Source organism: Xanthomonas sp. MLO165 (assembly GCF_018831305.1).
Lineage (GTDB): Bacteria > Pseudomonadota > Gammaproteobacteria > Xanthomonadales > Xanthomonadaceae > Xanthomonas > Xanthomonas arboricola.
Genome location: NZ_CP029263.1, coordinates 3,215,366 through 3,230,097, shown reverse-complemented (window position 1 = coordinate 3,230,097; position 14,732 = coordinate 3,215,366). Strand labels below are relative to the sequence as shown.

General features: G+C 67.2%; 14 protein-coding genes. 10 read left to right on the top strand and 4 right to left on the bottom strand.

Annotated elements, in window-relative coordinates:
* Window positions 1-82 precede the first annotated feature (82 nt).
* Complete coding sequence (locus DGN21_RS13595; RefSeq protein ID WP_054591432.1) at window positions 83-757, top strand: YitT family protein; 675 nt, start codon at window positions 83-85, stop codon at window positions 755-757.
* 136 nt (window positions 758-893) lie between these two features.
* Here the strand turns inward: DGN21_RS13595 and DGN21_RS13590 are convergent, their stop codons facing one another.
* Window positions 894-1,439, bottom strand: coding sequence for a DNA-3-methyladenine glycosylase I (locus tag DGN21_RS13590; protein ID WP_054591431.1), 546 nt, complete (start codon window positions 1,437-1,439; stop codon window positions 894-896).
* A complete protein-coding gene (locus DGN21_RS13585; RefSeq protein ID WP_126965876.1) occupies window positions 1,436-3,280 on the bottom strand; it encodes a DUF4153 domain-containing protein in 1,845 nt (614 codons plus the stop codon). Before DGN21_RS13585 ends, DGN21_RS13590 begins: the two co-directional genes overlap by 4 nt.
* A 79-nt stretch (window positions 3,281-3,359) precedes the next feature.
* Between DGN21_RS13585 and DGN21_RS13580 the strand changes: the two genes are divergently transcribed.
* The 5 genes from DGN21_RS13580 (at window position 3,360) to DGN21_RS13560 (ending at window position 6,803) form a co-directional block, all read left to right on the top strand.
* Complete coding sequence (locus tag DGN21_RS13580) at window positions 3,360-3,926, top strand: YqgE/AlgH family protein (protein ID WP_011051924.1); 567 nt, start codon at window positions 3,360-3,362, stop codon at window positions 3,924-3,926.
* Window positions 3,919-4,386 carry a Holliday junction resolvase RuvX gene (gene ruvX / locus DGN21_RS13575; RefSeq protein WP_024939388.1) on the top strand — a complete coding sequence of 156 codons (468 nt, stop codon included), beginning with the start codon at window positions 3,919-3,921 and terminating at the stop codon, window positions 4,384-4,386. The genes DGN21_RS13580 and ruvX overlap by 8 nt, the downstream gene beginning before the upstream one ends.
* Window positions 4,387-4,401: 15 nt before the next feature.
* Complete coding sequence (locus DGN21_RS13570) at window positions 4,402-5,349, top strand: aspartate carbamoyltransferase catalytic subunit (protein WP_126965877.1); 948 nt, start codon at window positions 4,402-4,404, stop codon at window positions 5,347-5,349.
* A 272-nt stretch (window positions 5,350-5,621) separates the two neighbouring features.
* On the top strand, window positions 5,622-6,062 hold the full coding sequence (locus DGN21_RS13565; protein WP_126965878.1) for an OsmC family protein: 441 nt from the start codon (window positions 5,622-5,624) through the stop codon (window positions 6,060-6,062).
* Window positions 6,063-6,206: 144 nt separating this feature from the next.
* A complete protein-coding gene (locus DGN21_RS13560) occupies window positions 6,207-6,803 on the top strand; it encodes a glycine zipper 2TM domain-containing protein (protein WP_024939386.1) in 597 nt (198 codons plus the stop codon).
* Window positions 6,804-6,930: 127 nt separating this feature from the next.
* Here DGN21_RS13560 and DGN21_RS13555 read toward each other — a convergent pair whose 3' ends face one another.
* On the bottom strand, window positions 6,931-7,812 hold the full coding sequence (locus tag DGN21_RS13555; RefSeq protein ID WP_126965879.1) for a PhzF family phenazine biosynthesis protein: 882 nt from the start codon (window positions 7,810-7,812) through the stop codon (window positions 6,931-6,933).
* Window positions 7,813-7,843: 31 nt separating this feature from the next.
* Complete coding sequence (locus DGN21_RS13550; RefSeq protein ID WP_016902364.1) at window positions 7,844-8,722, bottom strand: PhzF family phenazine biosynthesis protein; 879 nt, start codon at window positions 8,720-8,722, stop codon at window positions 7,844-7,846.
* Window positions 8,723-8,906: 184 nt separating this feature from the next.
* Here DGN21_RS13550 and DGN21_RS13545 point away from each other — a divergent pair, with 184 nt between their 5' ends.
* The 4 genes from DGN21_RS13545 to murD are packed head-to-tail and all read left to right on the top strand — an operon-like array spanning window position 8,907 to window position 14,700.
* Complete coding sequence (locus tag DGN21_RS13545) at window positions 8,907-11,516, top strand: bifunctional aspartate kinase/diaminopimelate decarboxylase (protein ID WP_126965880.1); 2,610 nt, start codon at window positions 8,907-8,909, stop codon at window positions 11,514-11,516.
* The gene (locus DGN21_RS13540; RefSeq protein ID WP_039813229.1) at window positions 11,500-11,958 is read left to right on the top strand and encodes a membrane protein; all 459 of its coding nucleotides are present in this window, start codon (window positions 11,500-11,502) and stop codon (window positions 11,956-11,958) included. The genes DGN21_RS13545 and DGN21_RS13540 overlap by 17 nt, the downstream gene beginning before the upstream one ends.
* Window positions 11,955-13,310 carry a UDP-N-acetyl-alpha-D-muramoyl-L-alanyl-L-glutamate epimerase gene (murL, locus tag DGN21_RS13535; RefSeq protein WP_126965882.1) on the top strand — a complete coding sequence of 452 codons (1,356 nt, stop codon included), beginning with the start codon at window positions 11,955-11,957 and terminating at the stop codon, window positions 13,308-13,310. Before DGN21_RS13540 ends, murL begins: the two co-directional genes overlap by 4 nt.
* Complete coding sequence (gene murD / locus DGN21_RS13530; RefSeq protein WP_126965883.1) at window positions 13,291-14,700, top strand: UDP-N-acetylmuramoyl-L-alanine--D-glutamate ligase; 1,410 nt, start codon at window positions 13,291-13,293, stop codon at window positions 14,698-14,700. The genes murL and murD overlap by 20 nt, the downstream gene beginning before the upstream one ends.
* The last annotated feature ends 32 nt before the right edge of the window (window positions 14,701-14,732 follow it).

Genomic DNA, 14,732 nt, shown 5'->3' with positions numbered 1-14,732 from the left:
ATAGTGTCTAATATCCGCACCCCACCGCAGTGCCCAGCCCGTGAGCCTTCCCGATTCCGATCTCCGTCCGGAGCAACAGCCGTTGCCCGACGACGGCACAGTGATGACTTCCGGTCCGTTGACGCCGCCACCGGATTCGGCCGGCACTTCGGCCGACGACCACGCGTTTCATCACTCGGTGGCCGAGGATGTGCAGGGCATGGTGCTGGCGACGCTGGTGGCTTCGCTGGGCCTGGCGATCTTCGCCAAGGGCGGCCTGATGATCGGCGGCATGGCCGGCGTGGCGTTTTTGCTGCATTACGCGCTGCACTGGAACTTCGGCCTGGTGTTCGTGCTGGTCAACCTGCCGTTCTATTGGCTGAGCGTGCGCCGCATGGGCTGGGAATTCACCCTGAAGACCTTTGCCGCGGTAGGCGCCTGCGGTGCGCTCACCGACCTGCTGCCGCGCTGGGCCGATTACGCGCACATCAGCACGCTGTTTTCGGCGATCGTCGGCGGCGCGCTGGCGGGCCTGGGCATCCTGTTCTTCATTCGCCATCGCGGCAGCCTGGGCGGCATCGGCATTCTGGCGGTGTACCTGCAGCGCGAGCGCGGCTGGAGCGCCGGCAAGGTGCAGATGAGTTTCGATGCGATGCTGATGCTGGTCGCCTTCAGTGTCCTCACCCCGGACAAGGTGCTGTATTCGGCGCTGGGTGCGTTGATGCTGAGCCTGGTGCTGATGTTCAATCACCGCCCGCATCGTTATATGGGCGTGTGATCCAGCGCGTTATCGGGCGCCGTTGATCTAGCTGCGCTCGGCCGCTACGCGGCACGTCGAGGCGGCATGTTGCGCATTGCCGCTGCCGCCATGCGCCGTGCGGCTGCTTGCCGGCGTGTGCGCGCCGACGTTGCCGCTAGACGGTGCCGTTGCGCATCCACGGCGGCGACAGCGCCTGGATGCGCTTAAACACCGGGCAATCGGCATGGTGCGCGCCTGGCAGGTAGCCCAGGCTCATCAGGAATTCGCCGGTGATCTCGCCGCCGGTGAAGCGGAAGGTCTTCTTGAACAGCTTGACCCAGGCGGTTTTGTCGAGCGGATGCTGTGCATCCAGCCATTGCGCGAAACTGCCGTGCGAAGCGCGTAACTGCTGGATGACCTGCGCATTGTGGATGGCCGCCAGCACCTTCAACCGGTTGCGGATGATGCCGGCATCGCCGAGCAGCCGCGCAATGTCGCTCTCGCCATAGGCGGCCACCGTGTCCACGTCGAAGCCGTCGTAGGCGCGCTGGAAGTTGCTGCGCTTGCGCAGGATGGTTTCCCAACTCAGCCCGGCCTGATTGATCTCCAGCACCAGGCGCTCGAACAGCTCGCGCTCGTCGCGCTGCGGGAAGCCGTATTCGTGGTCGTGGTAATGGCCATGAATCGGGTGGCCCGGTGCGATGGCGCAATAGCCGCTCATGGCCGGGACTCCGGACGGATGCCTTCTTCGCTGGGTCGGATGTGGATGCGTCGGTCTCCCGGCAGCGCCAGGTCCGGCCAGCGGGTGGGCCGTGTCTGGATCTGAGCTTTGCGCAGCGCCTGGCTCACTTCACTCATGGCCTCGTCGTCGAGCGAATAGAGCTGTGCCGTACCGGCCTGATACCAGCCATGCCGGTTGCGGGTCTGCAGCTCGCAGGCGACCGCATAGTCGCTGTTGAGATTGCACAGCAGCAGATCGAGCTGGCCGTCGCCATCGATGTCGCTGCTGCTGACCACGCAGTTGCTGTTGCCCTGGGTGCAAGCGCCCGAGAGCGGCTTGGAGCTCATCAGGTACTGCCACCAGTCCGCCGGCGGGTCTGCCTGGCCGGCTGCCACGGTCACATGCTGGCGGATCTTGGCCAGGTCGGTCAGCTGCTTGTCCTTCTGATCTTCCACGCTGTCATTGCCGCCCCAGCGGCTGGTGCGCGCCAGCAGCTGTTCCAGCTTCTGCTTGCGTGCGGGGTTGCCGGCAAAGGCGGTGGTTTGGCGCAGCGACTGCACCGCCAGATAGCCGCGGCGGCCATTTTCGAAGCGCAGGAATTCCAGGTTCTTGTCCACGCTCTCTTGCGTGCCGCTGGCCAGGCGCTGCATCTGGCTCTGCACGGTGATGCGGTAGGGGTCGAGCACGGGAGTGTTGACCAGCACGGCCAGGCCGATCACCACCCACGACAGCACCTTGTTGCCGCCGGCCAGCTGCGGCAGCCAACGATCGGCGCGTGGTCGCAACACCGCCAACGCGTAGGCCACCGCATAGGCCAGCGCCAGTGCGGCCAGCAATGCGGCGCAGACGCGGTCGCTGGTCCAGCCGTGCTGCGCAATGCGCAGGCCCACCGCGTATGCGGCCAGCGCTGCGTGTAGTGGCAGGCTGAGCAGGCCGGCCTCGATCATCCGACGCAACCAGCGCGGATACGGCGGCAGCCCGCTGCCATCCTGGTACACCGCGTTGGTGAACAGCACCAGCCCGAACACCAGGCTGATAAGGATCGTGGCGGCCGAACGGGTCTGCCAGAGCGCCTGCAGCCCGGTGAACGGCAGCACCAGCAGGAACAGCAGCGCAATGCCGGCCAGCAGCGGCAGCAGACCGGTGCACAGGGCGAACAGGATCTGCCGCAACACCTGCACCGCGCGGTGTTGGGTGCGCCCGATCAGGATGCCCAGCCCGGTGATGACGCCGGTCGCCAGGTAGACAAACGCCTGTTCGCGGAACAGTTCGGCAAAGAAGCTGATCTTGACCAGCGCGAACAGGCTGGCCCACAGCCCCAGCACCATCCAGCACACCCCCACGAACAGCAGTGCCAGCGCCAGCGTCAGCGCGTTCTGCCAGGCGTATTCGAACAGGGCGTGGTAGCCCGCCCGCCAATGACCGTGCAGTTGCCGGTGCTGCAGCCAGGGCAGGGCGACGAACCAGCCGACCGTGACGGTGAAGCCGAACGACCACAGCACCGTGGCGATCTGCAGGGTCGGCGCGCCGGTGGCGCTCCACGCCGCCCAGCTGCCCAGGGCGGCCAATACCAGCGTGCTTGCCGCCACGTGCTGCCACAACCGCCAATCGCGAAGATCCTGCACGCTCAGCAGCACCAGGCCAGGCACCGTCAGCACCACGGTGTACCAGCAGATCCGCGCGCCCAAGTCGGTGAAGGGCCACACGCCGTGTTGCTGGCCCAGTGCGGCCAGATACAGCAGGCCGCCCTGCAGCAGTGCGATCAGCACGATGAATGTGCGGATCCGGCGGGGCAATGGCGCATCGGCGACCGCGGTGACGGATTCTGGTGTGGTCTGCATCGTCGGTCCTTGGCGTTAGTCTGCCCCCAAGTATCGCATCGGCTCTGCGCGCGGCAGAACGAACGGCTAGAATGCGGCCATGTCTGTTTTGCCCACGCCTCTGGCCAACCAACTGCTGATCGCGCTTCCGGCGCTGTCCGATCCCACCTTTTCGCGCAGCGTCGCGCTGATCTGCCAGCACGACGAGAACGGCGCCATGGGCGTGCTGGTCAACCGGCCCTCCGAATACACGCTGGGCGAGGTCCTGTCGCAGATGGGCATCGACACCGTCGACGAGCACCTGCGCGAGCAGATCGTGCTCAGCGGCGGGCCGGTGCACCCGGAGCGCGGTTTCGTCATCCACGACGATGCGCGCGACTGGGATTCCAGCCTGGAAGTGGGGCAGGGTGTCTACCTGACCACCTCGCGCGACATTCTCGAAGCGATGGCGGCCGGCGAAGGGCCGCGCAATGCGCTGGTGGCGCTGGGCTGTGCCGGCTGGGGCGCGGGGCAACTGGAGTTCGAACTGGGCGAGAACAGCTGGCTGACCGCGCCGTCGGATGCCAATGTGCTGTTCGCCACCGCGCTGGAAGATCGCTGGCAGACCGCTGCCGGGCGTATCGGCGTGGATCTGTTCCGGCTGACGGATTATTCCGGGCATGCCTGAGGCGGGCGCGATCCGCCCGGATGGCACGGTGCTGGGCTTCGACGTGGGATCGCGCCGCATCGGCGTGGCCATCGGCACTGCGCTCGGCGCCGGTGCGCGTGCGGTGGCCGTCATCAATGTGCATGCCAATGGCCCGGACTGGGTCGCGCTGGATCGCGTGCACAAGCAATGGCGCCCCGACGGCCTGGTGGTCGGTGACCCGCTGACCCTGGACGACAAGGACCAGCCCGCACGCAAGCGCGCGCATGCCTTCGCCCGCCAACTGCGCGAGCGCTATGCGCTGCCGGTGGTGCTGATCGACGAGCGCTCCAGTTCGGTCGAAGCCGCGCAGCGCTTCGCGCGCGAGCGCGCCGACGGGCGCAAGCGCCGCCGCGATGCCGAGGCACTGGACGCGATGGCGGCGGCGGTGATCGTCGAACGCTGGTTGGCCGCGCCCGACCAAGCCACTCTTCTTCCCTGACACTCCCGACCTGCGATGACCACCATGCAACTCGATTCGGACGGACGCCTGCGCCACCTGCTCACCCTGGAAGGACTGCCGCGCACCACGCTGCTGCAGCTGCTCGATCGTGCCGGCCAGATCCGCGATGCGGCGGTGGGGCGCGTGGGCAAGCGCAGCGTGCTCGCCGGCACCGCGGTGTGCACGCTGTTCTTTGAACCGTCCACGCGCACGCGCAGCTCGTTTCATCTGGCTGCGCAGCGGCTGGGCGCGGACGTGCTCAACTTCGATGCCTCCACCTCGTCCACGCGCAAGGGCGAGACCGCGCGCGACACGCTGAAGAATCTCGAGGCGATGGGCGTACGCGGCTTCGTGGTGCGCCATCCCGACGACGGTGCGGTGGAAGCGCTGGCCGCGGCCGCAGGCGAGGGCACCGCCTTGATCAACGCCGGTGACGGACGCAGTTCGCATCCCACCCAGGGCCTGCTCGACATGCTCACCCTGCGCCAGGCCAAGGGCACCGATTTCTCCAAGCTCAAGGTGGTGATTGTCGGCGACGTGAAGCACTCACGCGTTGCGCGCTCGGACCTGCATGCACTGCGCACGCTGGGCGCCGGCGAGATCCGCGTCTGCGGTCCGGCCAGCCTGCTGCCCGACGACGACATGCTGGATGGTTGCGTGGTCGGCCAGGACTTCGACGCCATGCTGGAAGGTGCCGACGCCTTGATGATGCTGCGCCTGCAGCGCGAGCGCATGGAAGAAGGCCTGGTGCCGTCGCTGGAGCAATACCACGCCGTCTATGGGCTGACCCGCGAGCGCCTGGCACGCGCCGGCCGCAACGCTGCCGTGCTGCATCCGGGCCCGATCAACCGCGGCGTGGAAATCACCGACGAAGTCGCCGACGGCGCGCAATCGTGCGTGCTGCGCCAGGTCGCCAACGGCGTGGCGGTGCGCATGGCCGTACTGGAAACCCTGCTGGGTTGAGCCAGCCCAGCGACGCGACCGCGCACCCACACTGCGGTCGCGGCCGCCGCCGGCCGAGCGTCTTCGCGCAGACGCTCGCAAAGCCCTTGCCATCAGGACGCGCGCGTCCTGCTCTTACGATTCCCGATTCCCGATTCCCGATTCCCGATTCCCGAATCCCCGAATCCCGAATCCCGAATCCCGAATCCCGAATCCCGAATCCCGAATCCAGGCACCACGCCATAACATCCACTCGCCTATCGTGGCCGCTCCTTTCATCGCAGGAGATCGCAATGGGTATTTCGCGTCACGCCACCGCTCACTGGGAAGGCGACCTCAAGACCGGCAAGGGCCAGCTCAGCACGCCGCAAAGCGGGCTGATGGACAAGACCCGCTACGCCTTCAGCAGCCGCTTCGGCGACGAGAAGGGCACCAACCCGGAAGAGCTGATTGCCGCCGCGCACGCCGGCTGCTTCACCATGGCACTGTCGGCACAGCTGAGCGAAGCCGGTTTTCCGCCGACCTCGCTGGAGACGCGCGCAGACGTGGATCTGTCGATGGAAGGCGGCCCGCAGCTGTCGCAGATCCGTCTCAAGCTCAAGGCCGTGGTGCCGGGGATCGACGAAGCCAAGTTCCGCGAACTGGCCGACACCGCGAAGAAGAACTGCCCGGTGTCCAAGGCGCTGAGCGCTGTGCCGATCAGTCTGGAAAGCGAGTTTTCCAACCAGGCGTGATTCCCTGCGTGCGCCGGCGATGGCTGCCGGCGCACGCAGCTGGCGGCGACCTGAATAGGGCGTTGCAAGGGCGGTTTGGTTCAGGGCGGTTTCACTGGCGCAGGCCGAGCATCGGCAGCGTGTCCTCCCTGTGAAGCTGCCGCAATGAAAACTCTTGTGCTTGGTGCTCTGGTGATGGGTCTGGCAGTTGCAGGCAATGCAACGGCGCAGCGCTATGACAGCGGCTACTACGGACGTGGCAGCGATGAGGATGGTCGCTACGAATATGCGCGGGTAGTGCGCGTGGACCCGATCATCGTGACCGATTCGTATAACGAGCGCAGCAGCGAGCGCTGCTACAACCGCCCGGCCGATGGCTACTACACCCGCAACGACGGCTACTACCGCGATGGCGGCAGCTATGGCCAGGCTGGTGTGTCCAACCGTGGCGTGGCCAGCGTGATCGGTGGTATCGCCGGTGCGGTGCTTGGTAGCCAGGTCGGTGGCGGCAATGGCCGCCTGGTCGGCACCGCGGTCGGCACCATGGCCGGCGTCGCGGCGGGCCGCTCGATCTACGAAGCCAATAATCGCAACTATCAGGGCAACGTCAGCGTCTGCGAGCCGGTGTCCTACCGGCGCGAACGCGATCGTGTCGATGGCTACGACGTGACCTACGAATACGCCGGCCGCACCTATCACACGCGTAGCGACTACAACCCGGGCGACCGCATCCGCGTGCGCGTGGACGTGCGCCCAGACTGACCGCCGCGCTGCCGCACGCTGCGGTCAGGCGATCGACATCGGCCGGTTGAATGAAAAAACGCTGCGGGCGACCGCAGCGTTTCTTGTTTCCGCGCAGGCACTCTTCAGCCTGCGGGATCAGGCGCGATCACGCCCAATCCAGCGTGCCGCGGATCACCGTCTGCACCTGGCCGCCAGACCATACATCGCCATTGGCATCGATGCGCAATTCCAGCAAGGCGTCGAAGCCGATCTCGCGGCCCTGGCTGACCACGTAGCGACGTTCCTTGCCCGGCAATGCCTGGCGGCTGTCCAGCCAGGCGGCGAGCACTGCATTGGCCGCGCCGGAGGCGGCATCTTCGAAGCGCCGGCCATTGCCGACGAAGGCGCGTACCGCCAGATCGTAGGCACCGGGCGCTGCGGCGCGGGCATAGGCGAACACGCCCATGCTGCCGGTGGATTCGGCCAGCGCGGCGATCGCGTCCCAGTCCGGCTGCAGGCCGCGCAGCGCCGCTTCGCTGACCAGTTCCACCACCCACCAGGTGCGGCCGCCGTCCATCAAGGCGGGCGGCAGGCTGCCGAGTGGCCAGCCGCGCACCGCATCGCGCAGGCGCGGGTCGTCGGCCTCCACCTGCTCGGCCGCGCGCGCGCGCGGGGTGCGGATGGCGATGCTGCGGTGGCCTGCGATCTGCTCCACGCGCAGCGGCAGCTGGCCGGCGATGCCGTCCTGGATCAGCACGCCGTCGTCCGGTGCGGCCAGGCCGGCTTCCAGCACCGCGTGGGCGGTGCCGACGCTAGGGTGGCCGGCAAACGGCACTTCCTTTTGCGGGGAAAACATCCGCAGCCGATAGCTGCTGTGCGCATCCGGCGCCGCAAACACGAAGGTGGTTTCCGGCAGCTTGGTCCAGCGTGCGATGGCCTGCATCGCGGCATCGTCCAGGCCTTGGGCATCCAGCACCACCGCCAGCGGGTTGCCGCTGCCGGGGCGGGCGGAGAACACATCCAGTTGTAGAAAACGGCGAGTGGTCATGGTGGCAGCTCGGCGAACAGGGCGCGGCAGCTTACCAATCGATGCGGCCTTCGATCACTTGCCTGGTCGTTCCGCCGATCCAGACTTCGCCTTCGTGATCCACTTCCACGTGCACACGGCCGTCGCGGCCGACTTCGCGCCCCTGGCTGGCGACATAGCGCGACGCCTGACCGGGCACGCGGCCTTCGCCGTGCAGGCGCGCGGCGATGCAGGCGTTGGCGCTGCCGGTGACCGGATCTTCCGGGATGCCGTCGGCGGGGCAGAAGGCGCGTACCACCAGGTCCGCATCGCCATTGGCCTGCGGGGCGTAGATGGCCAGGCCGGTGGCTGCGCTGGCCTGGGTCAGGCGGCTGATCGCCGCCAGATCGGGCAGCGCCTGGCGTACCGCCTGCGCGTCGGCCAGTTCCAGCAGCCACCAGCCGGGGCCGTTGTTCCACAATGCGGCCGGGCGTTCGGCCATGCGCAGGCCGGCGCAGGCCTCGTGCAATGCCGCAACATGCGCATCGCCGGTTTCGACTGCTTGCGCACGCGGTGCCCGCAGCCGCACCAGCAGGGCGCCATGCCGGTCGATTACCTCTACGGGCAGCACGCCCGCTGCGCATTGCTGGCGCATCCGGCCGTCGGGCTTGAACGCCACCAGCCCGTGCGTTGCCGCCGCCCACGCAGCGCCGACGCTGGGATGGCCGGCGAACGGCAGCTCGGCGCGTGGCGTGAAGATACGGATGTGGTAGTCCGCATCGGGCGCGCTGACCGGCAGGAAAAAGATCGTCTCCGACAGGTTCAGCCAGGCGGCCATCTGCTGCATCTGCTCCGACGACAACGTCTGCGCGTTGAGGACCACGCCCAACGGATTGCCGTGGCCGTCCTGGCCGCCGAACACATCCAGTTGCAGGTAGCGGTGCTTGCTCATGGGGCATGGATCTCGGTTGATGGAAGGCGCGTCGATGGTTGCAGCGCAAACCGTTGCGGTGATGGCCGTGGCTGCCGGCAGGCTGTGACCGTACACGGGGTCATGCGGGCGGCATTGGCAGTAGAATCGGAGGTTCCGCCCGGCGTACCGGGCGTCTTCCCCCTCATCCTAAACGCCTATCTCCATGTCAGCTCCCCACTCTACCGATCGTTGGATCGTCCTCAAGTTCGGCGGCACCTCGGTGTCGCGTCGTCATCGCTGGGACACGATTGGAAAACTGGCGAGCAAACGGGCCAACGAGACCGGCGGCCGCGTGCTGGTGGTGGTGTCCGCACTGTCGGGCGTGACCAACGAACTCACCGCGATTGCCGATGGCGCCGCCGACAGCGCGCAGCGCGTGGCGGCGCTGGAGCAGCGTCATCGCGAGTTCCTGGCCGAGCTGGAACTGGATGCCGATGCAGTGCTGGGCGAGCGCCTTGCCGCGCTGCATGCATTGATCGGCGACGCGCGCGCGGCAACCCGCACGCTGGACTGGCAGGCCGAGGTGCTGGGGCAGGGCGAGTTGCTGTCTTCCACCATCGGTGCGGCGTATCTGCATGCCAGCGGCCTGGACATGGGCTGGCTGGATGCGCGCCAGTGGCTGTCGGCGCTGCCGCCGCAGCCCAATCAGAGCGAATGGTCCAAGCGTCTGTCGGTGTCCTGCCAGTGGCAGTCCGACGCCGACTGGCGCGTGCGTTTCGATGCGCAGCCCACGCGCCTGTTGATCACCCAGGGCTTCATTTCGCGGCACGCCGATGGCGGCACCGCGATCCTGGGGCGGGGCGGTTCGGATACCTCGGCGGCGTATTTCGGTGCGCTGCTCGGCGCCAGCCGGGTGGAAATCTGGACCGATGTGCCCGGCATGTTCAGCGCCAATCCCAAGGACGTGCCGGACGCGCGGCTGCTGACCCGCCTGGACTATTACGAGGCGCAGGAAATCGCCACCACCGGTGCCAAGGTGCTGCATCCGCGGTCGATCAAGCCATGCCGTGATTCCGGCGTGCCGATGGCGATCCTGGATACCGAGCGCCCCGATCTGCCCGGCACCAGCATCGACGGCAATGCCGAGCCGGTGCCGGGCGTCAAGGCGATCAGCCGGCGCAACGGCATCGTGCTGGTGTCGATGGAAGGCATCGGCATGTGGCAGCAGGTGGGCTTCCTGGCCGATGTATTTACCCTGTTCAAGAAACATGGCCTGTCGGTGGACCTGATCGGTTCGGCCGAGACCAATGTCACCGTGTCGCTGGACCCGTCCGAGAACCTGGTCAACACCGATGTGCTGGCGGCGTTGTCGGCCGATCTGTCGCAGATCTGCAAGGTCAAGATCATCGTGCCGTGTGCGGCGATCACCCTGGTCGGGCGCGGCATGCGCTCGCTGCTGCACAAGCTCTCCGACGTGTGGGCCACGTTCGGGCAGGAGCGCGTGCACATGATCTCGCAGTCGTCCAACGACTTGAATCTGACCTTCGTCATCGACGAAGCCGATGCCGATGGCCTGCTGCCGATCCTGCATGCGGAATTGATCGACAGCGGTGCGATGCCGGTGAGCGAAGGCGAGGTGTTCGGGCCGCGCTGGCGCGAGATCATCGGCTCGGTGCGCCCGCGGCCCACGCCGTGGTGGCATGCCGAGCGCGCGCACCTGCTGACACTGTCCAAGGCCGGCACGCCGCGTTACGTCTATCACCTGCCCACGGTGCGTGCGCGGGCGCAGGCGCTGGCGCAGATCGCGGCGGTGGATCAGCGCTATTACGCGATCAAGGCCAATGCGCATCCGGCGATCCTGATGGCGCTGGAACAGGCCGGGTTCGGGTTGGAATGCGTTTCGCACGGCGAGCTGCGCCGCGTGTTCGATACCTTGCCCGAGCTGTCGCCGCGGCGCGTGCTGTTCACCCCGAGTTTCGCGCCCAAGGCCGAATACGAAGCGGGATTTGCGCTGGGCGTGACCGTCACCGTGGACAACGTCGAAGCATTGCGGCGCTGGCCGGAGGTGTTCCGTGGCCGCAACGTGTGGCTGCGCATCGACCTGGGGCATGGCGATGGCCATCACGAGAAGGTCAACACCGGCGGCAAGGCGTCCAAGTTCGGCTTGTCGTCCACGCGCGTGGATGAGTTCGTGGAAGTGGCGCGCACGCTGGAGGTCACCATCACCGGCGTGCATGCGCACCTGGGCAGTGGCGTGGAGACCGGCGAACACTGGCGCATGATGTACGACGAACTGGCCGGCTTCGCGCGCCGCATCGGCACGGTGGAGACCATCGATATCGGTGGCGGCCTGCCGATTCCGTACAGCGCCGAAGACGAACCGTTCGATCTGGAGCTGTGGGCCAAGGGCCTGGCCGAGGTCAAGGCGGTGCATCCGGGCTACCGGCTGGCGATCGAGCCGGGCCGCTACTTGGTGGCCGAAGCCGGCGTGCTGCTGGCGCAGGTGACCCAGGTGATCGAGAAGGACGGCGTGCAGCGCGTGGGCCTGGATGCAGGCATGAACACGCTGATCCGCCCCGCGCTGTACGACGCCTGGCACGACATCGAAAACCTCAGCCAGCTCGATGCGCCGGCCGATGGCAGCTTCGATATCGTCGGGCCGATCTGCGAATCCTCCGATGTGTTCGGCAAGCGCCGTCGTCTGCCTGCCGCCACCGCGCCGGGCGATGTGATGCTGCTGGCCGATGCCGGTGCCTACGGCTACTCGATGGCCAGCACTTACAACCAGCGTGAATTGCCGCGCGAAGAGGTGATCGATGCGCCCGCAGGCTGAGTTCATTGCACTCAGTACGCTGGCCGGTGGTGCTGCGATCGTGTTCGCCACCGCGCTGCAGCAACTGAGCCTGGGCATGCCATGGAGCGACACCTTCAAATGGGCGCTGCCCGCGCTGGTCGCCGCCGGTATCGGCGCTTGGTTGGCCGGGCGTTGGCAACGTCGGCGCGATGCGCGGGGTCCCACGCGTCGCAGTGGCGGGATGGCGGTGCGCACGGTGCTGTTGAGCGCGCTGAGTTATGTGCCGGTGGTGGCGCTGTATCTCGCCATCGCCTTCGCGGTGTCCGGCGATGCCACGGCTGCACGTCCAGATGTGCTGTTGCTGGCGGTGCTGTTCGGTTGCCTGCCGCTGCTGTGGGCTGCGGTGCCGTTTTCCATGATTGAATATGTCCTGTGCCGGCGTTATCTGCGTCGCGTACGTGTTCCTGCAGGTAGTCCATGAGCGCTTTCGACAAACACCAGATTTCCACCTTCCGTTTCGTGCGTTGCGCACTCGACGCGCAGACCGGCGTGGCGACGCTGGTGTATGCCTTCGATCAGGGGCCGGAACTTGTGGAAACCGTTGCCGTGCCCGGCGCGCCATTCGTGCTGGACGGCGCGCGTGCCGCCGCCGTGCAACAGGCCTTGCAGTTGCTGCACCTCATTGCGGGCGTGAGTTACTACAAGGCCGCAGTGCCGCCGACCATTGCCATTGACAGCTACAGCATCGATGCCGATACCGCTGCGCTGGTGGAGAGCGTCTACCTGCACGGCCTGGGCGAGTTCGCCTATCGCAATGGCTTGAACCTGCACGGCAAGATCCACTTGCCGGTAACGGCACCGGCTGCCGGCGATGCGCCGGCGCTGGGCCTGCGCGAGCACGCCCTGGTTGCGATCGGTGGCGGCAAGGATTCGCTGGTCAGCATCGAAGCGCTGCGGCATGCCGGTGTCGACCAGACCGTCAGCTGGATCGGCGGCTCGCAGCTGATCCGGGCCTGCGCCGAGCGCACCGGTCTGCCGGTGCTCAATATCGGCCGCGTGCTGGCGACGGAATTGTTCGAGCTCAATCGCCAGGGCGCCTGGAACGGGCATATCCCGGTCACTGCGGTGAACTCGGCCATCCTGGTGTTGTCGGCCTTGCTCAATGGCGTGGACCAGGTGGTGTTTTCCAACGAGCGTTCGGCCAGTTACGGCAGCCAGATTCCCGGCACCGGCGAGGTCAATCACCAATGGTCCAAGGGCTGGGCGTTCGAGCAGGCGTTCGGCGATTACGTGCAGCGGCACGTGGCGGCCGACCTACGGTACTACTCGTTGCTGCGGCCGTTGTCGGAGCTGGCGGTGGCGCGCCAGTTCGCCAAGACCGATCACTACGACGCGCATTTTTCCAGCTGCAACCGCAACTTCCACATCATGGGCGAGCGCCCGGTGCATCGCTGGTGCGGGGTCTGCCCGAAGTGCCATTTCGTGTTCCTGGCATTGGCACCGTTCATGCCCAAGACGCGGCTGGTCAAGATCTTCGGACGCAATCTGCTCGACGACGCAACCCAGGCCGGCGGCTACGATGCGCTGCTGGAATTCCAGGACCACAAGCCGTTCGAATGCGTCGGTGAAGGCCGCGAATCGCGCGCGGCGATGGCGGTGCTGGCCAGCCGTGCCGAATGGAAGGAAGACGCGCTGGTGCTGCGTTTCATCCGCGAGATCCAGCCGCAGCTGGACCAGCAGGCGCTGCAGCTGGAGCCGTTGCTGGCGATCGACGGCGAACACCGGATTCCGTCGGCGCTGTGGGAGCGCGTGCGTGCGAATTTCGCAGCTTGAGGGCAAGGCGGTTGCGTTATGGGGCTGGGGGCGCGAAGGACGCGCCGCGTACCGCGCACTGCGCGCCGCGTTGCCCGGCCAATCGCTGACGGTGTTCTGCAACGCCGACGAAGCGCGCGAGCTCGAGACGCTGGCCGATGCTGCGTTGCATGTGGAAACCGACGCCAGCGCGCAGGCGCTGGGCCGGTTCGATGTGGTGGTGAAATCGCCCGGCATCAGCCCGTATCGTCCCGAGGCGCACACCGCCGCAACCGAGAACGGCACGCAATTCATCGGCGGCACTGCGTTGTGGTTTGCCGAGCATGCGCAGCCTGACGGCTATGTGCCTGGCGCCATCTGCGTCACCGGCACCAAGGGCAAGAGCACCACCACCGCGCTGCTGGCGCATCTGCTGCGCGCGGCCGGCCATCGCACCGCCCTGGTCGGCAATATCGGCCAACCCTTGCTGGAAGTGCAGGCGCCGCAACCGGCGCCGGGCTATTGGGCGATCGAGCTGTCCAGCTATCAGACCGGCGAAGTGGGGCGCAGCGGCGCGCGTCCGGAATTGGCGCTGGTGCTGAACCTGTTTCCCGAGCATCTGGACTGGCATGGCGACGAGGCGCGCTACGTGCGCGACAAGCTGGCGCTGGTCACCGAAGGCCGCCCGCGCATTGCCTTGCTCAATGCTGCCGATCCGCATCTGACCCAACTGCAGTTGCCCGACAGCGAGGTGCGCTGGTTCAACCATCCCGATGGCTGGCACCTGCGCGGCGATGTGGTGTATCGCGGCGAGCAGCCGGTGTTCGACACCGCCAACGTGCCGCTGCCCGGCGAACACAATCGGCGCAACCTGTGCGCGGTGCTGGCAGCGCTGGAAGCCCTGGGGCTGGATGCGGCGGCGCTGGCACCGGCCGCAGCGAGCTTCCGCCCGCTGCCGAACCGCCTGCAGTTGCTCGGCAGCGTGGGCGGCATCAGCTACGTCAACGACTCCATCAGCACCACCCCGCATGCCTCACTGGCGGCGCTGGCCTGCTTTGCGCAACGTCGTGTGGCCTTGCTGGTCGGTGGCCACGATCGCGGGTTGGACTGGCAGGATTTTGCCGCGCAGATGGCGCAGCAGGCGCCGCTGGAAATCGTCACCATGGGCGCGAACGGGCCGCGGATCCATGCGTTGCTGGCGCCGCTGGCCGTAAGCGGCCGCTTCGGCCTGCATGCTGCCGACGACCTGGAGCACGCGGTGCGGCTGGCGCGCCAGGCGCTGGGCGAGCAGGGCGGCGTGGTGCTGCTGTCGCCGGGTGCGCCCAGCTTCGGCGCCTATAGCGACTACGTCGCGCGCGGCCGCCATTTCGCCCAGCTGGCCGGGTTCGATCCGGCGGCGATCAGCGCGATTCCCGGCTTGGGCGTGCAGTAGCGCTGCGTTGCTCGCACGCGGAGCGACGGCGC